18 protein-coding genes are annotated in these 24,907 nt (G+C 62.5%); 9 read left to right on the top strand and 9 right to left on the bottom strand.

Annotated features, from left to right (window positions below):
• Positions 1 to 241: 241 nt before the first annotated feature.
• The gene (locus tag AC0L26_RS02995; protein ID WP_473631181.1) at positions 242 to 2,611 is read left to right on the top strand and encodes a DUF1989 domain-containing protein; all 2,370 of its coding nucleotides are present in this window, start codon (positions 242 to 244) and stop codon (positions 2,609 to 2,611) included.
• Positions 2,612 to 2,896: 285 nt separating this feature from the next.
• On the top strand, positions 2,897 to 4,606 hold the full coding sequence (locus tag AC0L26_RS02990) for an APC family permease (RefSeq protein ID WP_473631180.1): 1,710 nt from the start codon (positions 2,897 to 2,899) through the stop codon (positions 4,604 to 4,606).
• 168 nt (positions 4,607 to 4,774) lie between these two features.
• On the opposite strand, the gene AC0L26_RS02985 is transcribed toward AC0L26_RS02990, so the two are convergent.
• The 4 genes from AC0L26_RS02985 to AC0L26_RS02970 all read right to left on the bottom strand — a co-directional run bounded on the left by AC0L26_RS02985 (position 4,775) and on the right by AC0L26_RS02970 (position 11,571).
• The gene (locus AC0L26_RS02985) at positions 4,775 to 6,268 is read right to left on the bottom strand and encodes an aldehyde dehydrogenase family protein (RefSeq protein ID WP_473631179.1); all 1,494 of its coding nucleotides are present in this window, start codon (positions 6,266 to 6,268) and stop codon (positions 4,775 to 4,777) included.
• A gap of 84 nt (positions 6,269 to 6,352) precedes the next feature.
• A complete protein-coding gene (locus AC0L26_RS02980) occupies positions 6,353 to 9,499 on the bottom strand; it encodes an efflux RND transporter permease subunit (RefSeq protein WP_473631178.1) in 3,147 nt (1,048 codons plus the stop codon).
• A 252-nt stretch (positions 9,500 to 9,751) separates the two neighbouring features.
• Positions 9,752 to 10,912, bottom strand: a complete 1,161-nt coding sequence (locus AC0L26_RS02975; RefSeq protein ID WP_473631177.1) for an efflux RND transporter periplasmic adaptor subunit — start codon at positions 10,910 to 10,912, stop codon at positions 9,752 to 9,754.
• 53 nt (positions 10,913 to 10,965) lie between these two features.
• Positions 10,966 to 11,571 carry a TetR/AcrR family transcriptional regulator gene (locus tag AC0L26_RS02970; RefSeq protein WP_473631176.1) on the bottom strand — a complete coding sequence of 202 codons (606 nt, stop codon included), beginning with the start codon at positions 11,569 to 11,571 and terminating at the stop codon, positions 10,966 to 10,968.
• 241 nt (positions 11,572 to 11,812) lie between these two features.
• On the opposite strand from AC0L26_RS02970, the gene AC0L26_RS02965 reads away from it, so the two are divergent.
• The gene (locus tag AC0L26_RS02965) at positions 11,813 to 12,166 is read left to right on the top strand and encodes a VOC family protein (protein ID WP_126103364.1); all 354 of its coding nucleotides are present in this window, start codon (positions 11,813 to 11,815) and stop codon (positions 12,164 to 12,166) included.
• 87 nt (positions 12,167 to 12,253) lie between these two features.
• Here the strand turns inward: AC0L26_RS02965 and AC0L26_RS02960 are convergent, their stop codons facing one another.
• Complete coding sequence (locus AC0L26_RS02960; RefSeq protein ID WP_473631526.1) at positions 12,254 to 13,894, bottom strand: acyl-CoA synthetase; 1,641 nt, start codon at positions 13,892 to 13,894, stop codon at positions 12,254 to 12,256.
• A gap of 190 nt (positions 13,895 to 14,084) precedes the next feature.
• Between AC0L26_RS02960 and AC0L26_RS02955 the strand changes: the two genes are divergently transcribed.
• From AC0L26_RS02955 to AC0L26_RS02940, 4 genes are all read left to right on the top strand, one after another.
• The gene (locus AC0L26_RS02955) at positions 14,085 to 15,050 is read left to right on the top strand and encodes a sugar-binding transcriptional regulator (protein WP_473631175.1); all 966 of its coding nucleotides are present in this window, start codon (positions 14,085 to 14,087) and stop codon (positions 15,048 to 15,050) included.
• 85 nt (positions 15,051 to 15,135) lie between these two features.
• The gene (locus tag AC0L26_RS02950) at positions 15,136 to 17,190 is read left to right on the top strand and encodes a bifunctional aldolase/short-chain dehydrogenase (RefSeq protein WP_473631174.1); all 2,055 of its coding nucleotides are present in this window, start codon (positions 15,136 to 15,138) and stop codon (positions 17,188 to 17,190) included.
• Positions 17,191 to 17,255: 65 nt separating this feature from the next.
• Positions 17,256 to 17,516 (top strand): type II toxin-antitoxin system RelB/DinJ family antitoxin, encoded by a 261-nt coding sequence (locus AC0L26_RS02945; RefSeq protein WP_473631173.1) that lies wholly within the window; start codon positions 17,256 to 17,258, stop codon positions 17,514 to 17,516.
• A 1-nt stretch (position 17,517) separates the two neighbouring features.
• On the top strand, positions 17,518 to 17,790 hold the full coding sequence (locus AC0L26_RS02940; RefSeq protein WP_473631172.1) for a type II toxin-antitoxin system YafQ family toxin: 273 nt from the start codon (positions 17,518 to 17,520) through the stop codon (positions 17,788 to 17,790).
• A gap of 102 nt (positions 17,791 to 17,892) precedes the next feature.
• Here the strand turns inward: AC0L26_RS02940 and AC0L26_RS02935 are convergent, their stop codons facing one another.
• From AC0L26_RS02935 to AC0L26_RS02925, 3 genes are read right to left on the bottom strand one after another with little or no spacing between them, the layout of a single operon-like run.
• Entirely contained in the window at positions 17,893 to 18,945 is a 1,053-nt protein-coding gene (locus AC0L26_RS02935) for a substrate-binding domain-containing protein (RefSeq protein ID WP_473631171.1), read from the bottom strand.
• Positions 18,946 to 18,991: 46 nt separating this feature from the next.
• Positions 18,992 to 20,011 carry an ABC transporter permease gene (locus tag AC0L26_RS02930; protein WP_354488473.1) on the bottom strand — a complete coding sequence of 340 codons (1,020 nt, stop codon included), beginning with the start codon at positions 20,009 to 20,011 and terminating at the stop codon, positions 18,992 to 18,994.
• Positions 20,012 to 20,047: 36 nt separating this feature from the next.
• Complete coding sequence (locus AC0L26_RS02925) at positions 20,048 to 21,559, bottom strand: sugar ABC transporter ATP-binding protein (protein WP_473631170.1); 1,512 nt, start codon at positions 21,557 to 21,559, stop codon at positions 20,048 to 20,050.
• A gap of 136 nt (positions 21,560 to 21,695) precedes the next feature.
• On the opposite strand from AC0L26_RS02925, the gene mtnK reads away from it, so the two are divergent.
• Positions 21,696 to 22,967 (top strand): S-methyl-5-thioribose kinase, encoded by a 1,272-nt coding sequence (gene mtnK, locus AC0L26_RS02920; protein WP_473631169.1) that lies wholly within the window; start codon positions 21,696 to 21,698, stop codon positions 22,965 to 22,967.
• On the top strand, positions 22,964 to 24,058 hold the full coding sequence (gene mtnA / locus AC0L26_RS02915; protein ID WP_473631168.1) for an S-methyl-5-thioribose-1-phosphate isomerase: 1,095 nt from the start codon (positions 22,964 to 22,966) through the stop codon (positions 24,056 to 24,058). Before mtnK ends, mtnA begins: the two co-directional genes overlap by 4 nt.
• Positions 24,059 to 24,097: 39 nt before the next feature.
• Here mtnA and AC0L26_RS02910 read toward each other — a convergent pair whose 3' ends face one another.
• Positions 24,098 to 24,898 carry a sugar phosphate isomerase/epimerase family protein gene (locus AC0L26_RS02910; RefSeq protein ID WP_473631167.1) on the bottom strand — a complete coding sequence of 267 codons (801 nt, stop codon included), beginning with the start codon at positions 24,896 to 24,898 and terminating at the stop codon, positions 24,098 to 24,100.
• Between the last annotated feature and the right edge of the window lie 9 nt (positions 24,899 to 24,907).

Below are 24,907 nucleotides of genomic sequence, written 5' to 3'. Positions count from 1 at the left end.
GCCGGGCATTTCTCCCCGCCAATGGAAGCGTCCTTCGCCCCGATTACGGGGAGAAGATGGCGGCAGCCAGATGAGGGGCAGAGCCGACGTTCGGAAGACAAGGGTGATCGACGAAATTCAACGTGAACCGACCGCGTCCGGAACGCCACCTTCGCCTTGCCAAACTGGCAAGCACTGCTATTCTTGCTGCTAAAATAATTTCACACACAGGCAAACTTATTTCCTAAACCACAGGGTCGAGATGAGCCAGTCGCCCTACCCCGCCGTCGCAGCCGGGCCGCCTCGGCCGAGCCTCGTCCTGCGGCCCGGTCAGATCGTGCTGCCGGCCGGCATGGAACGCTATTTCGTTCAAGGCAATGGCGCGGTGCTCATCGAGATCGAGTCCGGTGACACGATCACCGTGCGCAATGTCGAAGGCGGGCAGGCTTGCGAACTGCTGGCATGGGACAAGGGCGGCGTTACCGATCCCGGCATCTTCGGTGAAAAATCGAACAGCAATGCCGCCGGCATCAAGGCGCTGCTGGCCGATGGCGACGACAGCCTCGCATCGTTGCGCCGGGGGCTGGAGCGACGCCAGGTGCAGCTTGATCAGCCAAAAGCGGTTCGCGTCTTCGGCGGCGCCACCCCGGCCGGCACCGAACAGGGTTTTACCGTCGCCCGCGATGGCGCGATGCTGATCGCCGCGCCGGGCGGGCCGATGCTGGTCGACGGCCATGACACGACGACGCCCCTCAGCGTCATCGTCCGGCGCGCCACCATTCGCCCAGCGGCGAAGTCGCGGCTTACAGACCCGCTGGCCGACCCGGTGCTCGATTTGCGCGTCCATTCGGCGACCGCGGAATCCTATTTCGTCAAAGCGGGCGACTATCTGCAGATCATCGATGTCGACGGGCGCCAATGCACCGACTTCCAGTGTTTTTCGGCACGCAAGCTCGACAAGGGGCGCGACCATCCGCTCGACGTGACCACGACCCGCACGCTGATGGGTTCGAGCTATCCAATGCCCGGCCTGCATTCGAAATACTACGATCAGGACATGGAGCCGCTGGTCGAGGTGGTGCAGGACACATGCGGCCGGCATGATGCATTCGCGCTCGCTTGCGCGGCCAAATACTACGACGACATCGGCTATCCCGGTCATCCCAACTGTTCGGAGAATTTCAACCGCGCGCTGGCGGACAAGGGCGTCACGCCTCGCGCGGGCTGGATGGCGATCAACTTCTTCTTCAACACGGCGATCGACGCGCATGGCGTCATGGTGTCGGACGAGCCGTGGTCGCGGCCGGGCGACTATGTGCTGCTGCGGGCCTTGACCGACATCGTCTGCGTCTCGTCCGCCTGTCCCGACGACACGACGCCGGCCAATGGCTGGAACCTGACCGACATCCATGTGCGGACCTATTCCGGCCAGCACAAATTCTCGCGAGCGATCGCCAGACGCATGACGCCCGATTCGGAACCGAAAATGACCCGCGAGACAGCCTTTCATTCGAGCTTTGCCAAGCACACCCGCGACTTCGTCGAGTACAGGGGCTATTGGCTGGCCAATTCCTTCGCCAAAGAAGGGACTATCGCCGAATACTGGGCCTGCCGGCAGGATGCCGTGATCATGGACCTGTCGCCGCTGCGCAAGTTCGAAGTCACCGGCCCGGATTCCGAAGCGCTGCTGCAATACACGCTGACCCGCGACGTGAAAAAACTCGGCGTTGGCCAGGTCGTCTATTCCGCCATGTGCTACGAGCATGGCGGCATGATCGACGACGGCACGCTGCTCAGGCTCGGCAAGGACAATTTCCGCTGGGTCGGCGGCGACGATCTTTCCGGCGAATGGCTGCGTGAGACGGCGACTAAACTCGGCCTCAACGTGCTGGTGCGCTCGTCCACCGATCAGATGCACAATGTCGCCGTGCAGGGGCCGAAGAGCCGTGACATCCTCAAGGAGATCATCTGGACCTCGCCGCTGCAGCCATCGATCGAGGAACTCGAATGGTTCCGTTTCGCCGTCGCCCGCATCGGCGGCGGCAATGGTATTCCGGTCGTCGTCTCGCGCACCGGCTACACCGGCGAACTTGGCTACGAGATCTGGTGCCATCCCCGCGACGCCGAGAAGGTGTTCGACGCCATCTGGGAGGCCGGCCAGCCGCACGGCTTGAAGCCGATGGGACTGCTGGCGCTCGACATGGTGCGCATCGAGGCCGGGCTGATCTTTGCCGGCTATGAGTTTTCCGACCAGACCGATCCGTTCGAGGCCGGCATCGGCTTCACCGTGCCGCTGAAGACCAAGACCGACGATTTCATCGGCCGCGAGGCGCTGATCCGGCGTAAGGAAAACCCGCAGAAGAAACTGGTCGGCCTCGACATCGACGCCAATGTCGCGGTCGGCCATGGCGATTGCGTCCATGTCGGCCGCGCCCAGATCGGCGAAGTCACCTCGGGCATGCGTTCGCCGGTGCTGAACAAGAATATCGCGCTGGCCAGGCTTGACGTCACCCATGCTGCCATCGGCACCGAGGTCGCGATCGGCAAGCTCGACGGCCACAGCAAGCGGCTGCCGGCGCGGGTCGTCGCCTTCGCCCACTACGACCCGCAAAAGACCAGACCGCGCTCCTGACGCCGGTTTCAAGGATCGGGAATGGCGCAAGCCATGCCAGTGCGAAGTCGATTTCTCGCCTGAAATCGGCTGGCGGCGAGTGCCGCCGGTGCGTGTTCCACACCTGCGATGTGCACAGTTTCACAAAACGCTTGACGTGAAAGCCTGACGGATCAATCTTCACTGTTAAGAAAAAAATACTACTGAGCGGAAAAACTTGAGATCGTTCCACGCGTGCGTCGGTGGCGCATTGCGAGGTGTCGGCCATCACCGATGGGGAACATTAGAAATGGGGAATTCACGTAAATGAGCACGATAGTCTCTGCCTTGGCGCCGGCTGCCGAAGGGAAGTTGCACCGGAACATCGATTGGCGCGGCGCCTTCTGGGTGGCAAGCGGCGTTCCCGCTCTTGTCCTGTTTTCGATCGGCGGCATTGCCGGCACGACCGGGAAGCTGGCCTTCCTGATCTGGACCATGTCCATGATCATGGGCTTCCTCCAATCCTTCACCTATGCAGAAATCGCCGGCCTGTTCCCGAACAAGTCCGGCGGCGCCTCGATCTATGGCGCCACCGCCTGGCTGCGTTATTCCAAATTCATCGCGCCGCTGTCGGTGTGGTGCAATTGGTTCGCCTGGTCGCCGGTGCTGTCGCTCGGCTGCTCGATTGCCGCCGCCTACATCCTCAACGCGCTGGCGCCGGTGCCGCTGTTTACCGACACCTCGCCGGAAGTCCTTGCCTATATCGCGGCTAATGCCGGAACGAGTGCCGCCGACGCCATCACGGCGGTGACCGCGGCCGCCACGCCGGCGATCCGCAACTGGACGCTCTACGGGCACACGCTGGGTCCGGTCTCCTTCACCTTCAACGCCACCTTCTTCATCGGCGCGGTGCTGATGCTGATCATCTTCTCCATCCAGCACCGCGGTATCCTGGGCACGGCCAACGTGCAGAAATATATCGGCCTGTTCGTGATCATCCCGATGCTGATCGTCGGCGTCGTGCCGATCGTCACCGGCCAGATCGACTGGGCGAATTTTTCGCCGCTGGTGCCGCTGGCTGCCGCCTACGCGCCGGAGCCCGGGGCGTGGAACATCGCCGGCTGGACGTTTGTTCTCGGCGGCATGTTCATCGCCGCCTGGTCGACCTACGGTTTCGAGACCGCCGTCTGCTACACGTCGGAGTTCAAGACGCCCGGCACCGACACGTTCAAGGCGATCTTCTATTCCGGCCTCTTGTGCATGCTGCTATTCATCCTGGTGCCGTTCACCTTCCAGGGCGTGCTCGGTTTGAACGGCATGCTGGCGACCCCGATCGTCGATGGCTCCGGCGTTGCCGACGCGCTGGCCGGCATGGTCGGTGGCGGACAGTTGATCCACAGCCTGCTGGTGATGCTGATGATCCTGGCACTGGTGCTGTGCATCATGACGGCGATGGCGGGGTCCTCGCGCACGCTTTACCAAGGCTCCGTCGATGGCTGGCTGCCGCGCTATCTCAGCCATGTCAACGAGCATGGCGCGCCGACGCGGGCGATGTGGACCGACCTGATCTTCAACCTGGCCGTGCTGGCCATCGCCTCGGCCGACGCGACGAGTTTCTTCTTCATCCTCGCCGTGTCGAACTGCGGCTACATCATCTTCAACTTCCTCAACCTCAACGCCGGCTGGATCCATCGCATCGACAACGGCCATATCGCGCGGCCGTGGCGCGCGCCGACCTGGCTGCTCGGCCTCGGCGCCATCTTTGCCTATGTCAACATGATCTTCATGGGCGCCGGCGCAAAGGTCTGGAACCCGATGGCATTGTGGGCAGGACTGATCACGGCTGCCCTCATCATCCCGGTGTTCTGCTTCCGGCATTACGTCCAGGACAAGGGCAAATTCCCCGACCATATGCTGGCTGATCTTGGCATGACGTCGTCCGATCTCGCGGTCAGAAAAGCGGGAATCCTGCCCTATTTGACGCTGATTGCCGGCGTCGTGGTGATGCTGCTCGCCAACTGGCTGTTTGTCATCTAACCCCGCCTGCAGGGATCAAGCGCGCGATGCACGCTTGATCCCTGCATGTTTTGTTCTTGCTTTGTGCCTGCAGTTATGCTACTAATTTAGCTGTGCTAATGATTCGTGCCGATGATGACCCGCCGCCGAGGTGGGTTTTTTCGTTTCATGGCCATTTCGGCGGATCGCTCAATCGATCTTGATGAACACGCCCTTGGTATTGAGATACTCGTCGAGGTGCTCGGCGCCGCCCTCGCGGCCGTAGCCGCTCATCTTGTAGCCGCCGAAGGGCACCGCCGGATCGATGGCGTGATAGGTGTTCACCCAGACCGAGCCGGCGCGGATTTTTCGCGACAGCTGGTGCGCGGTGGCGACATTGTGGGTGAAGACCCCGGCAGCAAGACCGTAGGGCGTGTTGTTGGCTCGATCGACCGCCTCATCGAGCGTATCGAACGGCAGCGCGGAAATCACCGGTCCGAAGATTTCCTCGCGCGCGATCTTCATGTCGTCCGAGACATGGGCAAAGACCGTCGGCGCGACGAAATTGCCGGCGGCAAGCGCGCCTTCCACGAGGCGCGTGCCGCCGGTGAGGAGAGTCGCGCCCTCCGCCGTGCCGGCTTCGAGATAGGAGGTGACCCGCTGCAGCTGCTTTTCGGAGACGAGCGGGCCGATCTCGGTTGCCGGGTCGATGCCGTCGCCGATCCTGAGGCCCTTGGCATAGGCCGCCAGCCGCGCGACGAAGTCGTCATGGATGGAGCGTTCGACGAACAGACGCGAGCCGGCGATGCAGATCTGGCCGGAATTGGCAAACACCGACATCGCCGCCACCGGCACCGCCCTGTCGAGATCGGCGTCGGCGCAGACGATGACCGGCGACTTGCCGCCGAGCTCCAGCGAGACGCGCTTGAGGTTGCCGGCCGAAGCGCGGACGATCGCCTGGCCGGTCGCCGTCGAGCCGGTGAAGACGATCTTGTCGACGCCCATATGTTCGGCGAGTGCGGCACCCGCCTCGGCGCCGGTGCCGGTCACGATATTGACGACGCCTGGCGGAACGCCGGCTTCGTTCATGATGTCGGCGATCAAAAGCGGCGTTAGCGGCGCCTCTTCCGAAGGTTTCAACACCACCGTGCAGCCGGTGGCCAGCGCTGGCCCGATCTTCCAGATCGAAGCGGCCGTCGGGGCGTTCCAGGGAATGATGGCGCCGACGACGCCGACCGGCTCCTTGCGGGTGAAGGAGACGACTTCGCCCGGCAGCGAGTTCTCGATCGTCTCGCCATGCAGGGACGTCGCCATGCCGGCGTAATAGCGCAGCATGCCGATGACGCGGTTGCGGTTGGCCAGGGTGCGCACGATCGGCATGCCCATGTCGGTCGTGTCCGAGCGGCTGATCTCCTCCCAGTGCTTTTCGAAGAGGTCGGCGATCCTGAGCAGCAGCACCTGCCGCTCATAGGGCTTGAACCGGCTCCACGGCCCGTCAAAAGCCTTGCGCGCCGCGGCCACCGCCAAGTCGATATCCCGGCGATCGCTGCGCGGCACCGTGGCAATAACCGCGCCGGTGGCTGGATTACGGGTCTCCATGGTCCGGCCCGAGCGGGCGTCGACCCAGGCGCCATCGACGAACATCTGGCGGTGGCGTCCGTCGATCGGCTGTAGCGGCACCGCTGGTGTCTGAGCTATAGTCATGACGTCCTCCTCCAGCGCTCCTGCCGGTGGGCGGATTTAACCCTTGGATGTCACGTCTGCCAACAGCTCTATTCGGCCGCCACTCTATTCGGCAGCTAGGGGCAGTCGCGGCCTGTCGTCGTTGTCTGCCAGCCCCGGCTCGGCCGCCGGCTCGGCGTCCTTGGCCTTCTTGCGCTCCCGGCCGAAGAACAAGGCATAGCCTGCCGGAAGGACGAGGATGGTCAGCACCGTGGCGACGAGGATGCCACCCATCATCGCATAGGCGAGCGGACCCCAGAACACGCCGCGCGAAATCGGGATCAGCGCCAGGACCGCGGTCAGCGCCGTCAGCATGATCGGCCGGAAGCGGCGGACCGCCGAGCCGATGATGGCCTCCGAGCGTTCCATGCCGGCCGCTATATCCTGGTCGATCTGGTCGACCAAGATGATCGAGTTGCGCATGATGATGCCAAGCAGCGCGATCACGCCGAGGATGGCGACGAAGCCGAACGGCGCGCCACTGATCAAAAGTGCTGCGGCTGCACCGATGATGCCGAGCGGACCGGTCGCCAGCACCAGCATCGCCTTGCCGAAATGCTGCAGCTGGATCATCAGCAGCACGACGATGACGGCCAGCATGATTGGAGCTTTTGCAGCAATCGAGGCCTGGCTTTCGGCCGAATCCTCGGCGCCGCCCTGGATCTCGATGTTGTAGCCGGGTACGAGGCCGTCGCGCAGGCCTTGCATCTCGCTGTACATCTTCATCACGACATCGTTCGACTGCACGCCATCCGGCAGCGTGGCACGCACGCTGATGGTCGGCAGGCGGTCGCGCCGCCATTCGACGCCTTGCTCCAGCACGGGAACGACCTTGGCGACCTGGGATAGCGGCACGAAGCCACCGAAATCCGTCGGGATAGAAACGGAGTCGACCGCCGACAGCAGGTGACGACTCGCTTCCGGTTCGCGAGCGACGATCGAAACGGTCTCCTCGCCGTCGCGGAAATCGTCGAGCGGCGCTCCCGACATGGTTGCCTGCAGCATCTGGCGGATGCGCTGCGAGGTAACGCCGAGCGCACGGGCGCGATCCTGGTCGATCACCAGTTTCATCTCCGGCACAGGCTCCAGCCAGTCGTCGTGAACGGCGCCGAGCAGCGGATTTGCCTGGAACTTCGCCTTCACCTCGTCGGCGATGCGGCGCACCTCCTGGCGATCCGGTCCCATGACGCGCATCTGCACCGGCCAGCCGGTGGGCGGCCCGAGGAACAGACGGTCGACCTTGGCGCGGACCGACGGAAAATCCTCGGCCAGAACGGTGCGCAGCTTGAGGATCAGCCGCTCGCGCGCCGGTTCGTCATTGGCCATCACCAGAAGCTGGGCGAAGTTCGGATTGCGAAGCTGCTGGTCGAGCGGCAGGAAGAAGCGCGGCGCGCCCTCGCCGATATAGGTGGCGATGAAGCGCTTGTCCTTGTCGTCCATCATCCTGGTTTCAAGCGCCTTGGCCTGCGTCTCGACTTCCTTGATGCTGGTGCCTTCCGGCAGCCAGAGATCGACAAGGATTTCCGGACGCGACGATTGCGGGAAGAAATTCTGCGGGATGAACTGGAACGCCCAAAGGCTGGTTGCGAAGGTCACCAACGTCATGACCAGCACGATGATGCGGTGGCGCACGGACCAGCTGACGGTGGCGCGTAGCCGGCGATAGAAGCGCGTGTCGAAGACGTCGTGATGGTTGCCGGCGTGTTTTCGCTGCTTGAGGATCATGTTACCGAGCCACGGCGTGAAATAGACCGCCACAAACCAGGACACGACCAGCGCGATGCCGACGACATAAAACAGCGTGCGCACATATTCACCGGCGGTCGAGGCGGCGAAGCCGACCGGGATGAAGCCGGCGGTGGTGATCAGCGTGCCGGTCAGCATCGGAAAGGCCGTGGAGGTATAGGCGAAGCTCGCCGCCTCGACCTTGACCAGTCCTTCCTCGAGTTTGCGTTCCATCATTTCGACGACAATCATCGCGTCGTCGACGAGCAGGCCGAGCGCTATGATCAGCGCGCCGAGCGAAATGCGCTGCAGATCGATGCCGATCTCGTACATGATGGCGAAGGTCGCGGCCAGGACGAGCGGAATGGTGATCGCGATCACCAGGCCCGAGCGCCAGCCGATCGTCAGGAACGAGACGACAAGCACGATCAGCAGCGCCTCGCCAAGCGCCTTCATGAACTCACCCACCGCTTCCCGCACGACTTCCGGCTGGTCTGCGATCTGATCGACCGAAACGCCGTAAGGCAGCGCCTCTTCGAAGCGGTGATAGGTCGCCTCGACGTCTTTGCCGACATCGGTGACATTGAAGCCCTTGGCCATGACGACACCGACCTGGACGCTGTCGTGGCCGTTGAAGCGGTATTTGCGCTGATAGGGATCCTCGAGGCCCGAGGTCACGGTGGCGATGTCGCCCAGGCGCGTCACCTGGTTGCCGGCGCGCAAGCGAAGTTCGCGGATGTCGGCAGCCTTGGTTACGTCGCCCTCGACCGAAATACGCACCGAGTTCGTGCCGGTATCGACCGAACCCGCCGGATCGACATTGTTCTGGCCCTTGATCGCGTTCTGCACATCGGTGAGCGTCAGACCACGCTCGGCAAGCACCTTGGACGAAACGTCGATATAGAGTTTTTCCGGCTGGTCGCCGATGATCACGGCCTTCTCGACGCCGGGCGTCGTCAGCAGCATGTCACGCGCCTGGATGGCTAGTTTCTTCAGCTCGGGATAGCTGTAGCCGTCGCCGCTGATCGAATGCAAAGTGATGAAAGTGTCGCCGAACTCATCATTGAAGTAGGGCCCGAGCAGCCCCTGAGGCAGCTCGTTGGCGATATCGCCGACCTTCTTGCGAACCTGGTAGAAGGCATCCGCGACCTCAGCGGGATTGGTGTCGCCTTTCACCTGCAAGGTGATGATGGCGCTGCCGGCGCGCGTGTAGGAACGGACGAAATCGAGGTGCGGCGTTTCCTGCAGCTTGCGCTCGATCTTGTTGACGACCTGGTCCTCCATGTCCTGGATCGAGGCACCCGGCCAGACGGCCTGGACGACCATGACGCGGAAGGTGAAATCCGGGTCTTCCTTCTGGCCCATGCGCATCAGGCCGAGCGCACCGGCAACGATGATCAGGCCGAACAGGAACCGCGCAATGCTCGGATGCCCGATTGCCCAGCGCGAAAGATTGAAGGGCCGCTTTTCATTGGTGTCGGTGGTCATAGCGCCAGTCCATTTGTCTGATCGTCAGCGCACGCACGTGGCATGCCCACGGAACTTCTAATGCTGGCTTCCGGGCGGCGAGGCTTTCCGAGCGGAGAGACACTCATCGCTGTGGGACGCGAGGATCGATGTTGGGGGGTTACATCGATCCGACGTCTCGACAATCGGGCACCCTGCCGCCCGGAAACCATGAACCGCTTGACCTCGTGGCTTGCGCCGAGGCGAGGAAAAGCCGGTTTTACCTGCTAGCCGTCAGCGCAGGCGCTTGGCGGCGTTACCATCATCGTCCGCCGATGCGGACTGTTGCACCGCATCACCGGTCAGCTTGACCTGCAGATTTTCGGCCATGAATTGTGTGCCCGCCGCAACGACGACATCGCCGGGTTTCAATCCTTCGGCGACACGCACGCCGTCGGCGGTGAATTCGGCGACCTTGACCGGACGCGCGTGGACGGTCTCGCCGTTGCGGTCCACGGTCCAGACGATCTGCTGGCCATCCTTTTGCGCCAGCGCGCTCAACGGGATCGATACGCTTTGTGGGCGGTTGTTGGCCGCCGAAGCTTCGATGTTGGCGGTCATGCCGAGAAGCACACGCGGATCGTTGGGCAGGCTGACGCGAACGGCAAAGGTACGCGACTGCTGATCGGCGCTGCCGGCGACTTCGCGGACCTTGCCGTCGAGCGTCAGCGCATCGTCGGACCAGAAGCCTGCCTTGACGTCCTTGCCCGGCTTGAACTGGGCGATATCCATTTCCGGAACGGCGATCAGCACTTCCTTCTCGCCATCGACGGCAACGGTCACAACCGGCGTGCCGGAGCCGACCACCTGACCGACATCGGCGGTGACTGATGTGACAATGCCGTTCCTATCCGCCTTGAGGTCGGTGTAGAGGACCTGGTTTTTTGCCTGGTCAAGCGTTGAGCGGGCGGAGTTCCGGGTGGCGACCGCTTGGTCATAGCTGAGCGTTGCCTGTTCGAGCTGCGATTTCGACGCGAAGTTCTTGGCAAACAACTGTTCGGCGCGACGGCGGGCAAGGCCTGTTGTCTCGACCTGCCGCTCGGCAGCCTCGAGGCTGGCCTCGGCGCTGTCGACCGAAAGGTCGTAGTCGGCGGGATCGATGCGGGCCAGAACGTCGCCCGGCTTCACGCGCTGGCCGATGTCGACCAGGCGCTCGGTGATCTTGCCGTTGATGCGGAAACCGAGATTCATCTCGGTGCGGGCGCGCACCGATCCGGAGTAGGAGAGCTCACGGGTATCGTTCGCCTTGGCGATCTCGACGATCTTGACCGGCCGGACGGTGTCCTTGACTTCTACTTTTTCCTGCGAGCAGCCGGCGAGCCCAAGCCCCGCGACGAAGACCAGAGCCGGACCGACGGCCGACAACCTGTTCATGATGGATATGGACAAAGGCACTTGCGTACTCCCGAACTGGAGATGGAATTGTCGAGACCGGCGGTCGCCGCCGGTCATTTCTTCAAGGCCCTGATCGCAAACTCGATAAGCTCGTCCGGCATTGCCCGGTTCTCTTTGGCAAGGCACTGGGCGACCATCTGCGGGTGACAGAGGGTGATGATAGCGGCGCCGAAGCACCGCGAAGCGACTTCCGGGTCCTGGTCGGCAAACTCGCCGGCTGCGATCCCGTCGCTGATCACCTCCGCCACCAGGCTGCGGATCCGGTCGATATGCTTTTCGATGACATGCCAATCGCGTTCGATGGCAACGACGACCATTTCGTGCACCTTCTCCTGGTCGAGCATGGTGTCGCGGGTCCACTGATAGTGCGTTTGCGCGTAGCAGCGAAGCTTTTCGCTGGCGGTTCCCGGACTATGGCAGGCGTCGTAGGTCAGTTGATAGCAGGCGGCGAGCATGCGGCCGCAAACGGCCTGGTGGATCTCGACCTTGGAAGCGAAGAAACGGTAAATGTTAGCCGTCGACATGCCGAGTTCGCGCGCTATGTCAGCGACATTGGTCTTGCCGTAGCCGTAGTGGCGGAACAGTCGCTCTGCGCAATCGAGGATGCGCGCGACATTCTCCTGCCGGACCAGGTCGGCCGTATCGAGGGTATCGTGCATCTTGTTTAGTTATCTCTTACGAATGACGAATTTTGAATTTCGTCACTCGTAATTCGAAATCGACTGGATGTCAACTGCGACAATATCGTCTTGGGCGATTGGTAACATCCGTTGACGCCAGTTGGGCGTGATCAGCGTTAATGAAGCCTGTTGCGGTCAGTGCACAGGCACCCCGCTATCGACGCGGTCCCCCACGCGGCTATGTATTGTCATCCAATGCCGCGGAAAAGGAGATCATGGGATGACCGTACTGCGCATCGTCACGAATATCGCGACAGACAGCATTCCGGATGTTCGGAAGTTCTATTCCGACCTGTTCGGGCTCGATGCCGTCATGGATCACGGGTGGCTCGTCACGCTGGCCTCCCGCGAAACAACCATCCCTCAGATCAGCATCGCCAGCGAGGGCGGCTCAGGCACTCCCGTGCCCGATCTGTCGATCGAGGTCGACAATGTCGACGAGGTGTATCTTCGCGCAAAAGAGATCGGTTGCAGAGTGGTCTATGATTTGACCGACGAACCGTGGAGCGTAAGACGTTTCTTCATTGCCGACCCGACCGGTAAGCTGCTCAACGTGCTCTCCCACCTTCGCTAGAAATTGTCTGAAATGTGAGAGAGTTGCGACCTTTCAAGGCTCATTCGTTCTGGAGCGTCGACGGCCGCTGGCTCAAGCTGCGGCACACTAGACCCCCTTCGCCATCTCCCTCAGCCTGAATTTCTGGATCTTGCCGGTCGAGGTCTTCGGGATTTCGGCGAAGAACACCGTCTTGGGGACCTTGAAACGGGCGAGCAGCGCGCGGCAATGGTCGATGATCTCGGCCTCGGTCGCCGTCCTGCCCGGCTTCAGCTCGACATAGGCGACCGGCACCTCGCCCCATTTGTCGTCGGGCCTGGCGACGACGCCGCAGGAGGCGACGGCAGGGTGCTTGTAGAGCGCCTCCTCGACCTCGATCGAGGAGATGTTCTCGCCGCCGGAAATGATGATGTCCTTGGAGCGGTCCTTGAGCTGGATGTAGCCGTCGGGATGCATGACACCGAGGTCGCCCGAGTGAAACCAACCGCCGGCGAAGGCTTCGTCGCTCGCCTTGCGGTTCTTCAGATAGCCCTTCATGACGATGTTGCCGCGGAACATGACCTCGCCGATGGTCTCGCCGTCGGCCGGCGTCTCCGCCATCGTCTCGGGGTCCATCACCGTCAGATCTTCGAGCGCGGCATAGCGCACGCCTTGCCTGGCCTTACTGGCCGCCCTGAGACCCTTTTCGAGCCCATCCCACTCGCTATGCCATTCGTTGACAACGGCCGGGCCATAGGTCTCGGTCAGGCCATAGAGGTGGGTCACGACGAAGCCGGCATCGGCCATGCCCGACAGCACCGCTTCCGGCGGCGGTGCTGCGGCGGTGTTGAAGGTGACCGTCTGCGGGAATTGCCGCTTGTCCTCCTCCCTGGCATTGATCAGCACCGACATCACCACCGGCGCGCCGCACAGATGGGTGACACCGTGATCGGCGATGGCATCGTAGACCGGCTTCGGCCGCACCCAGCGCAGGCAGACATGGGTGCCGATCTGCACGGCCAGCGTCCACGGAAAGCACCAGCCATTGCAGTGGAACATCGGCAGCGTCCACAGATAGACCGCGTGCTTGCCCATGCCGGCGTGGATGGTGTTGGCGTAGGCCATCAGTGCTGCGCCGCGATGGTGGTAGACGACACCCTTCGGATTGCCTGTCGTGCCGGAAGTGTAGTTGAGCGCAATGGCGTCCCACTCGTCGTCGGGCATCGACCAGGCGAAGTCCTCGTCGCCGCCCGCGACAAAATCCTCATAGTCGAGCGTGCCGATCCGCTGGCCCTTGGGATAGGGGGCATCGGCCGCGTATTCGGGATCGTCATAGTCGATAACCAGCGGTTTTACCTTAGCCAGCGCCAGCGCGTCGCCGACGACATTTGCGAATTCGCGATCGGCAATCAGCACCTTGGTTTCGGCGTGGTCGAGCTGGAAGGCGATGACCGCGGCATCGAGGCGGGTGTTGAGCGAATGCAGCACCGCCTTGGTCATCGGCACGCCGAAATGCGCTTCCAGCATCGGCGGTGTGTTGGACAGCATGACGGTGACGGTGTCGCCCTTGCCGATGCCGCGCTTGGCGAGCGCCGAGGCAAGCTTCAGCGATCGCCGCCAGAAATCGCGATAGGTCGTGCGCTGGCGGCCATGGATGATCGCGACATGGTCGGGAAAGGTCTTTGCCGCCCGCTCCAGATAGCTGAGCGGTGTCAGCGGCTGGTGATTGGCTGGATTCCTGTCGAGATCCTGTTCGTAGGGATTGCCCATCCCGTCCTCCCGCACCGTCGTCATCAAGATCTTCTATCAATAGGCTTTCCGCCCGTCATCACCAACGATGTTACGATAGAGCGCCTTTGGCACAATGATGATCTAGATAAAGCGAACGAAAGAGCATCGTTTGCCCTTGCTCAATTTGACTTTTGTCGAGAGCCGTGAATAATGTCAGCAAGGAGATGGCATGGCGATCCGACCGGCAGAACAGCTTATTCACAAGGCCGCCTGGCTCTACTATGCCCACGGCCTGCGCCAGGACCAGGTGGCGAGCCAGCTCAAAATTTCCCGAGCCTCGGTGGCCATGTATCTGCGCAAGGCGCGCGAGACCGGCATCGTCAATATCTCGACATCGACCCAGCTTTTCACCGACGACGTCCTGGCGCGCAAGCTCGAAGACGCGTTGAAGCTCGACGCCGTCTGGATCGCACCGGAAAACGGCCACGTCGCCGATCCTTCGACCGACATTGCGGTGCTGGCGGCGAGCGTCTTTCTCGAACTGGTCAAGAAAGGCGACCGTATTGGCGTCGCCTGGGGGCGGACCGTTTATACGATCGCCGACGTCATGTCCTATGCCGATCTGCAGGATGTCACAGTGGTGCAGCTCTGCGGCAATCTCGGAGCCCCCTATTCCTACCGTCCCGACCAATGCACCATGGAAATCGCGCGCCGGCTCAACGCAGAGGGGCTCAACTTCTACGCACCGCTGGTGCTGACGACGGAGGAACTGGCGCGCGGCCTGCGCGCCGAGCCGGTGATCCGCGGGCAATTGTCGGGCATCAGTCAATGCGATCTGGCGCTTTACTCGGTCGGCACAGTCGACGCCGACAGCCATGTCGTCAAATGCGGCGCGCTGACGACAAGCGAAATGGATGTGCTGCGGCGGGCCGGCGCTGCCGGCGTCATCGCCGGGCAGATCATCGACGGCCAAGGCAAGGCGCTCGACTGCAGCTACAACCGGCGGGTCATTTCGGCAGAGCTGTCATCGCTGCGCAACATCGAAAAGCGCCTCGTGGTGGTGCAGGAGGACAGCAAGTTCGGACCGCTGGTGGCGGCGATGGCGGGTGGGCTGTGCACGCATCTGGTGGTCGGCGCCCGGATGGCGCGACGGCTGCTCGACCATGCCGGATCGGCAACGGAGAAGGTCGCCTAGATTAAAACTCCGCCGCGGGCGCATTGTCATCAAAGCGTCGCGGCGTTCCTGTTCACAACAAAAAGAGAAATCGGACGAAGCGAACATGATGAACCTGTGGAATGACGGCGAGGCGGAGAAGCTGGTTGCCGACTATGCAAAAAAGGGCGTCAGTCGCGACCTGGCGCTGCGCGTCTATACGACCAGGCTTCTGGGTGGCGAACCGCGGCTTGTGCTGCATGGCGGCGGCAATACCTCCTGCAAGACAAAGGCCACCGATCTTGTCGGCGACGAATGGGACGTGCTCTGCGTCAAGGGCAGCGGCTGGGACATGGGCGTCATCGAGCCGCAAGGCCTGCCGGCGGTCAAGCTCGGCGCGCTCTTGAAGGCGCGGTCGCTCAAAAAACTCTCCGACGAGGACATGGTCGCCCTGCAGCGGGTGAACCTCATCGACCCGTCTTCGCCGAACCCTTCGGTCGAGACGCTGCTGCACGCCTTCCTGCCGCATAAATTCGTCGACCACACGCATTCGACCGCCGTTCTGGCCATCGTCGACCAGGACGACAGCGAGGCGTTGAGCAAGAAAGTCTTCGGCAACAAGATGGGATTCGTGCCCTACATCATGCCGGGCTTCGACCTGGCGAAGGCGGCGGCCGACGTCTTCGACGCCGACCCTGATATCGAAGGCCTGATCCTCGACAAGCACGGCATTTTCACCTTCGGCGACGACGCCAAACAGGCCTACGATCGGATGATCCATCATGTGACCATCGCCGAGGATTTCATCGCCAGCCACGGCAAGCCGCGCACCGAAAAGGCGGACTTGCCGGCCAGGCTGGCGAAGCCTGCGGACATTGCACCGATGCTGCGCGGCGCAGTGGCGGCAGCGCGCGGCGAAGGCCGCTTCGACCGCATGATCAGCGATTTCCGCACCTCGGACGCGATCGTCGATTTCATCAATTCGGCCAGGATTGCCGACTATGCCGGGCGTGGCGTGTCCACGCCCGACCTGTCGATCCGCATCAAGACCGGACCGATGGCGCTGCCGGCACCCGATGCGGACAAGATCGGCGACTACAAGTCCGTCATTCACCAACATGTCGAGGAATTCGCCAAGGACTATCGCGCCTACTTCGAAACCAACGACGCGCTCGACGATGTGAAGCGCACGATGCTCGACCAGATGCCGCGGCTGACGCTGGTGCCGGGTCTCGGCATGTTCGGCCATGGCCGCACGCTGAAGGATGCGAAGATCGCCTCCGACGTCGGTGAAATGTGGATCGAGGCGGTGCGCGGCGCCGAAGCGGTCGGCGATTTCCGGCCGCTCTCCAAAGCCGATCTGTTTCCGCTCGAATACTGGTCGTTGGAACAGGCCAAGCTCGCCTCCAACAAGCCGAAGCCGCTGACCGGCCAGGTCGTGCTGGTCACCGGCGGCGCCGGCGCGATCGGCGCCGCCACGGCGAAGCTGTTCTCCGACAACGGCGCCCATGCCGTCGTCGTCGATCTCGACGCGGCAAGGGCTGCCGAGGCGGCTAAAAAGGCCGGCAACAGTTCGATCGGCATCGGCGCCGACATCACAGATCCGGCGCAGATGCGCGCTGCGTTCGACAAGGCGGTCGCCGTCTTCGGCGGCCTCGACATTCTCGTCTCGAATGCCGGTGCGGCCTGGGAGGGCAGGATTGGCGAGCTCGACGACGCCACTTTGCGCAAGAGCTTTGAACTCAACTTCTTCGCCCACCAGTCGGCGGCGCAGAACGCGGTGCGCATCATGCTCGAACAGGGCACCGGTGGCGTGCTCCTGTTCAACACCTCCAAGCAGGCAATCAATCCGGGCCCGAAGTTCGGCGCCTATGGCGTGCCGAAGGCGGCGACGCTGTTCCTGTCAAGGCAATATGCCCTCGATTATGGCGCCCATGGCATCCGCTCGAATGCCGTCAACGCCGACCGCATCCGTTCCGGGCTATTGACCGATTCCATGATCGCCAGCCGCTCGGGCGCGCGCGGCGTATCGGAAAAGGAATACATGTCGGGCAATCTGCTCGGGCAGGAAGTGACGGCCGAGGACGTGGCCCAGGCCTTCCTGCATCATGCACTAGCCGAGCGGACCACCGCCGATGTGACGACGGTGGACGGCGGCAACATCGCCGCGGCGTTGAGGTAGATCAACCACCTTGCCGAATTGGTATTTTGTAGCTACATTGTGGCCCAACATCAGGGAGTCACAACATGGCAGTAACGGATACCGTAGTCCGCGCTCGGATCGATTCGGCGACAAAGGATCAGGCAACGGAGGCCTTGGCGGCAATGGGATTGTCCGTTTCCGACGCTATCCGCCTACTTCTTGTCCGCGTCGCCGCCGACAAGGAGTTTCCCTTTCCGGTGAAAGTGCCGAACGCAACCACCCGAAAGGCTATGGTCGAATTGGAGCAGGGCAAGGGCAAGCGTTTCGCCTCGGCCGAGGAGTTGTTCAAGGATTTGGGAATCTGATGTGCTGACGCCCGTTCGCTCTGGGCAATTTCGTCGCGACGTGAAACGTGCGGAGAAGCGGGGCAAGGACCTTGGGAAATTGCGCGAACTGCTAGGCCTCCTACTCGCCGGGAATGAACTACCGGCGAGCTACAAGGACCACTCGCTGAAGGGGGACTGGAAAGGCTATCGTGACGCTCACATAGAACCAAATTGGCTTTTGATCTATCGTGTTGCCGGTGACGAGCTCCAGCTTGCTCGCACCGGCTCACATTCCGATCTGTTCAACGAGTAGAGCCCGGCGATCCTATCAGCACCCCCGCTGTGAAGACAAAGCCGCTTGCAGCAAGCTTGCTGCAAGCGGCTAGGTTCAAGTGCTGAGGGCTCTGTCTCGAAGCTACTTCGCGTTCGGGTTCGGCATCCAGGCCGGCATCGCGACATCGGCATGGGCGAACTGCGGCAGCTTGGCCGAGAGGTCTTCCATGTTCTTGATGTCCTTGTCGATCAGATCCTTCTGGGTGATCAGCGTCGGCGGCACGATGACGTTGTGGCCGGGGTCTTCGCCGGCCAAAAGCTGCGCCAGCGCGCGCACCGAAACCTGGCCGACGACGGCCGGGTTGGTCGCCGCGGTTGCCGCCCAGGCGCTGTCGGGCTCGCGCATCGCGGCGATGTCGGAGGTCGAGATGTCGGCCGAATAGATCTTGATGTCCTTGCTCAAGCCGGCCTCGTCGACAGCGATCTTCACGCCCTTGGCGAATTCGTCATAGGGCGCGAACATCACTTTGATGTCGGGGTTGGCCGACAGCACCGAGCGAGCCTGGTTGGCGACGGAATTGGCGATCGGATTGTCGAGCGTGCCGAACATCGCAGCCTCGTTGATGCCGGCATATTTCTTCTTGAAGTCGAGCCAGGTTTCGTTGCGGCGGTCGAGCGGCGCGATGCCGGCGACGTAGACATAGCCGGCCTTCCAGCTCTCGCCATTGTCCTTGATCGCCTGTTCGAGGGCGAGGCGGGCGAGATCGCGGTCCGACTGCTCGATCTGCGGGATTTTGGGGTTTTCGACATTGACGTCGAACGCGACCACCTTGATGCCGGCATCGACCGCGCGCTGGGCGGCTTCCTTCATCGATTCCGTCAGTCCGTGCTGGATGATGATGCCCTGGACGCCGAGCGCGATGGCCTGGTCGACCATGTCTGCCTGAAGGGCGGCATCCTGACGGCTGTCGAGGACGCGCAGATCGACGCCAAGCGCCTTGGCCTGCGCTTCGACACCGGAGAGGTAGGCCTGGAAGAAGTCGCCGGTCGAGAGATAGCGGACCAGCGCGATCTTGACGGCGCCGGGCTTGTCGAAAGGCGCCGGTTTGTCCTGCGCCATCGCCGGCGTCTGCATCAGCAGCGCGGCGCCGGCAAGCCCAAGCGCTGCCTTCAAAAGTCTTCTTGTGATCTTCATGTTGTTTCCTCCACTTGTTGAACTCAAATTTCAGCCGATCGAAATCCTACCCCTTGCCCCTGCCGGAAAGGGCGAAGGTGAAGACAAGGGCGACCACGAGAACCACGCCCTTGATGAAATCCTGCGTGTAGTAAGGCGCGTTCATCATCGTCAGGCCTTGCAGCAGCACGCCGACAAACACCGCACCGACGGCCGTGCCGAAGGCGTTCGGCTTGGCGGCCCCGAGGACCGCGTAGCCGATGAGCGCCGCAGCCACTGCGTCGAGCAGGAGATTATTACCCGAGGCGATGTCGCCGCGTCCAAGCCGGGCAGCGAGCAAAATGCCGCCGATCGAAGCAAAAACTCCTGAAATAACGTAAGCCCAGATTTTGTATGCCTTGACAGGCGCGCCGGCGAGCTCGGCCGCCCGTTCGTTGCTGCCGACCGCGTACATCATGCGGCCGAAACGGGTGTATTCGAGAAAGAACCAGATCAGCGCTGCAAGCACGAGCAGGACCACCACCGAAACCGGGATGAGGTTCGGGATGAAGAAATCGAAGCGGTGGCGGCCCAGTGCCAGGAATGCGGCGCTGAACGTGCCATTGGCGACCGAGCCGTCGGGCATCGTCATGCCTGTGGCGATCGAGCGGCCCTCGGTCGGAATGCGCTGCAGGCCGACGAGCAGGAACATCATGCCGAGCGTCGCCAAAAGATCCGGCACGCGCATATAGACGATCAGCCAGCCATTGATGAGGCCGACGATGACGCCGATTGCGAGACAGGCGATAACCGCGACGACGGCGTTCTGCTCCAGCACCACCATGACATAGGCTGCCGCCATCATGGCGCTGGTGGCGACGGAACCGATCGACAGGTCGAAGCCGCCGACGACCAGCGTGGCGGTGACGCCAAGCGCCAGCACGCCGGTGATGGCGACCGACTGGAAGATGAAGACGGCACTTTGCGGCGAGACAAAGCCATCGGCGGCGATGGCGAAATAGGCGATCAACCCGAACAGCAAAACGATGAAGCCATAGCGGATGGCATGGTCGCGCGCGGCTGCCATCTCAATCCAACCCGAACTCATACCATCTCCATTCCAATTCTCATCATCCGCCCCTTCTCAGGCCGCGCTGTGCAACGGCCCGCCCGCCACTTCAGCCAGCAGGCGATCGAGGTCGATGTCGGCGTTGCGATGTTCGCCAACGATTGTCTGCTCCGACATCACCAGGATGCGATCGGCGGTCTCCAGTGCCTCGTCGAGTTCAGTGACGAACAGCAGCGTCGCTCGGCCGTTCGCGCTCGCCCGCAGCTTGGCCGCGATATCGCGCCTGGCCGAAATGTCGACGCCCTGAAAAGGCTCATCCAGAATGAACAGTTTTGCCGCCTGCGACATCCAGCGGGCGACCATCACCTTCTGCTGATTACCGCCGGAAAGGGCCGACATTTCGTCCTTCTCCGAGCGGCAGACGATGCCCAGCTCCTGGATCTGGCGACGGGCGATGGCGCGCTCGATGCGGCGCTTGAGAACGCCGAGGCGCGACATCCGCTTGTGGAACGGCAGGCTGATGTTTTCCTGGATGTTGAAATCGCCGACGATCCCGCTCGTCGCGCGGTCCTTGGCGACGAGAAACACGCCGGCGGCGATCGCTTCGCCCGTCGATCCCGGCGCATAGAATTTGCCGTTCAGCATCATGGTGCCGGAGAGCGGCTTGCGCACGCCAAACAGCGTCTCGGCGAGCGCGGTCTTGCCGACGCCGACAAGGCCGGTGATGGCGACGACCTCGCCATCACCGAGCGTCAGCGAGATCGACCTGGAACCCTCCGCAATCCGCAACCCGTCGATCGTGAGGACAGGCTTGGCCGAATTCCTGGCGACGATCCGGTCGAGGTGGATCTTGCGGCCGAGCATGGCGTTGACCGCGCCTTCATAATCGAGCGGCTTGCGGTCGAAAACACCTGAGACGACGCCGTCGCGCATCGAGACGATGCGATCGGCAAGCCGCCTGATGTCGGACATGCGATGCGAGATGTAGAGGATCGCGACACCGTGCTCGCGAAGCCTGTCGAGCAGCGCGAAAAGCCGGTCGGCCTCGGCGCTGGACAGAGAGGAGGTCGGCTCGTCGAGGATCAGCACTTTCGGCTGATGCGCCATGGCGCGGGCAATCGCCACCATCTGTCGGTCGGCCAGCGAGAGATCGCTGATCCTGGCTTTCAAGTCGATCGTCAGTCCCATGCGGTCGGCGACCGCCTTTGCTTCGCGGCGCACCCGGCCCGGATTGAACAGTGTTGGCGCGCCACTGCCACTCAGTCTGTCCAGCGTCAAGTTGGTGGCGACGTCGAGATCTGCGACGACACCGTCATTGATGTTTTGATGAACGGTGACGACGCCGGCGCGGATCGCCTCGGCCGGGGTTTTCGGCGCGAACTCATGACCGGCGAGGTTCATCATGCCGCCGCCGCGCTGGTAGACGCCGCTGACGATCTTGACGAGGGTGGATTTGCCGGCGCCGTTAGCGCCCATCAGCACGGTCACTTCGCCGGCATGCAATTCGAGCGAGACGCCGCCAAGCACCTCGATATGGCCGAAGGATTTCCTCAGGCCGTCCACGCGGAACACGGCATCATTGCCCATTCGTTCCTCCCTGGCCATGACGCTATGGGCTATATCGGCAATTGTCAACACGATTGACAATTGCCAGAGAGCTTCCTAGCTTGGACCAACCGCCATGGCTTCACTATGATGGGAGCACCAAAGCGGGAGGGTGAGGATGACTGGGAAATCGCCGTTCGAAGCACTGTCGGTCGAGACATTGGCGGCACGCCTCGGCGCCAATGAGGCCCTGTGTTCGCATATCGGCAAGGACACGGCCCGCTGGAAGGTCCGCGAAGTCGGCGACGGCAATCTGAACCTGGTCTTCATCGTCGAGGGCGCCACGGGTGCTGCCGTCGTCAAGCAGGCCCTGCCCTATGTCCGCCTGGTCGGCGACAGCTGGCCGCTGCCATTGAAGCGCTCCTTCTTCGAATATCACGCGCTGACGCGGCAAGAGGCGAGAGCGCCCGGTTCGGTGCCTGACATCTATTACTTCGACGAGGGCCAGGCGCTGATCATCATGGAATATCTGTCGCCGCACATCATCCTGCGGCGTGCGCTGATCGAGGGCCGGCAACTGCCTGGTATCGCAAGAGACATCGGCCTGTTTATGGCCCGCACCCTGTTTCGCGGCTCCGACCTCAGCATGGCGACCAAGGATCGCAAGGCCGACCTGGCGCTGTTCGCCGACAATGTCGAGCTCTGCGACATCACCGAGAACCTGGTCTTCTCCGATCCCTATTTCGATGCCAAGTTGAATCGGCATACGAGCCCACAACTCGACCGCATCGTCGACGAGTTGCGCGCCGACCGCGATCTCAAGGTCGAGGCGCAGCGGCTGAAGCATATCTTCGCGGCCAATGCGGAGACACTGCTGCACGGCGACCTGCATTCCGGCTCGATCATGGTCACCGACACCGAAACGCGAATGATCGATCCCGAATTCGCCTTCTACGGGCCGATCGCTTTCGACGTCGGCATGCTGCTTGCCAATTTCTGGATGGCGTTCTTCTCGCAGCGCGGCCATGAGCAGAGCGGAAAGCGCGACGCCATGCGCGCCTATCTGCTCGACGTCACGGTCGAGACATGGTCGGTGTTCCGCACCGAGTTCTCGCATCTGTGGCGAACCGAGCGCACCGGCATGCTCTACCAGAAGAGCCTGTTCGAGGATCAGGGCGACAGGCTCGGCGCCGAACAGGCGCTCGATCATGTGCTGCATCAGATCTGGGACGATTTGCTGGGCTTTGCCGGTATCGAGATCCATCGGCGCATTCTTGGTCTCGCCCACAACGCCGATTTCGAGACCATTGCCGACGAGGATCTGCGCGCCACATGTGAGGCCAAGGCGCTGAAATTCGGCCGCCACCTCGCCGTCAACCGGCGCCAGATCCATAGTATCGACGAGGTCAACAAATTGGCCGCGCTGATCGAACAGGAGAGCAGGATTTGAACGTCGGCGAGCGCCATTACCGCACCATCTGGCTGAGCGACGACGGGCGTTCGGTGGAGATCATCGACCAGCGCTGGCTGCCGCATGATTTCCGCGTGGAAAAAGTCGGAACCGTTGCCGGCATCGCAACGGCGATCCGCGACATGTGGGTGCGCGGCGCGCCGCTGATCGGCGTCACCGCAGCCTATGGCGTCGCCATGCAAATGGCCGACGACCCTTCCGATGCAGCACTCGACGGCGTCTGGGAGGTTTTGCACGAAACCCGACCGACCGCGATCAATCTGCGCTGGGCGCTCGACGAGATGCGAGGTTTCCTACGACCTCTGCCAGCCGAGCAACGCGCCCAGGCCGCTTATCGGCGCGCCGGCGAAATCGCCGACGAGGATGTCGGCCTCAACCGCGCCATCGGCGCCAACGGACTTGAAATCATCAAGGAAATCGCGGCGCGCAAGCAGCCGGGCGAACCGGTCAACATCTTGACCCATTGCAATGCCGGCTGGCTGGCCACCGTCGACTACGGCACCGCCACGGCGCCGATCTATCTGGCAACGGAAGCGGGCATTCCCGTTCACGTCTATGTCGACGAAACGCGCCCGCGCAACCAGGGCGCACAGCTGACCGCGTGGGAAATGGCCGGGCACGGCGTGCCGCACACACTGATCGTCGACAATGCCGGCGGCCATCTGATGCAGCGCGGCCAGATCGACATGGTCATCGTCGGCACCGATCGCACCACCGCCGACGGCGATGTCTGCAACAAGATCGGCACCTATTTGAAAGCGCTGGCCGCGGCCGACAACGGCGTACCGTTCTATGTCGCGCTGCCCTCGCCGACCATCGACTGGACGGTGGGCGACGGACTGGCGGAAATTCCGATCGAACAGCGTTCCAGCGACGAGGTTTCGCTGGTCTGGGGCAAGACCGTAAATGGCGAGATTGCGCAAGTCCGCATCTCGCCGGAGACGACGCCCGCGGCAAACCCGGCCTTCGACGTGACACCGGCGCGGCTGGTCACCGGACTGATCACCGAACGCGGCGTCGCCAAAGCGTCGCGCGAAGGCTTGAAGGCGATGTTTCCCGGACGCGGTTAGGTAGTTCCGCAAAGACCCGAGTTCGGCACCGGTCGTAGTTCAGAAATCGCGGCTCTGTGCGATCTCCAGCGAGCTTACGAAATGCAGTGAGCGCTGCAGAGCGCTGCGAATGGTGGCGATATCGACGGGAGTATTTCGCCGCCGGGGATCATGGCGTCGTGGGCGCTCCAATCGCAACGGCAATTCGATGCTGACCGGCAGCGCCGCGGGAAGGATTGCCCAGTACGCTCCATAGTCAATCGAGCCGTCACCGACGGCACAGAATGCCCACCCAGCCCCGGTGCTGACAACATCCTTCAGATGAGCGTGACCGACCGTGTCGATGGCGGCCGCGATATCTTGCGCCGGCTGCACTGTCTCGCAGCTATAGGTGAAAACGTTTCCGGCGTCGTGGTTCAGGCGTACATGCCGTGATCCGATCTCGCGGATGAAGCTTGCCCCAAGTTGAGCGCTGCCGAGCAAGTCACCATGGCCATGTCCGGGGTTTTCTAGCGCCAGAACGATGCCGGTCTGTTCCAGTCTCGGCAGAACGGCATCGATCGTTCTGCGGATGATCGCCCGGCCCACGATCGGGCCGGCATTGGTGATCAGGAAGGATGCACCAAGACCGGCGGCAAAGGCGACGCGTCGAACCAACGCATCCACCGCATCGGGCGCCGAAAGGTCGAGATGGGCCGACACGACATTGATACCAAGCCCGGCATTCTCGGCTGTCTGGCGCAGCTTCACCGCCTTTGTGCCGGTAAACATGCCTTCATCGAAATCGACATAACCGCGAATGAAGGCCGGTTCGACATGATGGGCGCCGGCCGCCGCCATTTCCGCGATGGCCAACTCCATGGAGTAACC

It is taken from the genome of Mesorhizobium sp. WSM4823 (assembly GCF_055811195.1).
The sequence above is the reverse complement of the archived record's forward strand: the minus strand, read 5'-3'. Positions and strand labels throughout refer to the sequence as shown.

Bases quoted from the DNA above. Each gene is read 5' to 3' on its own strand.
- AC0L26_RS02985 (WP_473631179.1), bottom strand. From the start codon at position 6,268: ATGACTATAGCTCAGACACCAGCGGTGCCGCTACAGCCGATCGACGGA.
- AC0L26_RS02930 (WP_354488473.1), bottom strand. From the start codon at position 20,011: ATGAGTTCGGGTTGGATTGAGATGGCAGCCGCGCGCGACCATGCCATC.
- AC0L26_RS02935 (WP_473631171.1), bottom strand. From the start codon at position 18,945: ATGAAGATCACAAGAAGACTTTTGAAGGCAGCGCTTGGGCTTGCCGGC.
- AC0L26_RS02950 (WP_473631174.1), top strand. From the start codon at position 15,136: ATGATGAACCTGTGGAATGACGGCGAGGCGGAGAAGCTGGTTGCCGAC.
- AC0L26_RS02995 (WP_473631181.1), top strand. From the start codon at position 242: ATGAGCCAGTCGCCCTACCCCGCCGTCGCAGCCGGGCCGCCTCGGCCG.
- AC0L26_RS02910 (WP_473631167.1), bottom strand. From the start codon at position 24,898: ATGGAGTTGGCCATCGCGGAAATGGCGGCGGCCGGCGCCCATCATGTC.
- AC0L26_RS02945 (WP_473631173.1), top strand. From the start codon at position 17,256: ATGGCAGTAACGGATACCGTAGTCCGCGCTCGGATCGATTCGGCGACA.
- AC0L26_RS02990 (WP_473631180.1), top strand. From the start codon at position 2,897: ATGAGCACGATAGTCTCTGCCTTGGCGCCGGCTGCCGAAGGGAAGTTG.
- AC0L26_RS02955 (WP_473631175.1), top strand. From the start codon at position 14,085: ATGGCGATCCGACCGGCAGAACAGCTTATTCACAAGGCCGCCTGGCTC.
- mtnK (WP_473631169.1), top strand. From the start codon at position 21,696: ATGACTGGGAAATCGCCGTTCGAAGCACTGTCGGTCGAGACATTGGCG.
- AC0L26_RS02980 (WP_473631178.1), bottom strand. From the start codon at position 9,499: ATGACCACCGACACCAATGAAAAGCGGCCCTTCAATCTTTCGCGCTGG.
- AC0L26_RS02970 (WP_473631176.1), bottom strand. From the start codon at position 11,571: ATGCACGATACCCTCGATACGGCCGACCTGGTCCGGCAGGAGAATGTC.
- AC0L26_RS02925 (WP_473631170.1), bottom strand. From the start codon at position 21,559: ATGGGCAATGATGCCGTGTTCCGCGTGGACGGCCTGAGGAAATCCTTC.
- AC0L26_RS02965 (WP_126103364.1), top strand. From the start codon at position 11,813: ATGACCGTACTGCGCATCGTCACGAATATCGCGACAGACAGCATTCCG.
- AC0L26_RS02960 (WP_473631526.1), bottom strand. From the start codon at position 13,894: ATGGGCAATCCCTACGAACAGGATCTCGACAGGAATCCAGCCAATCAC.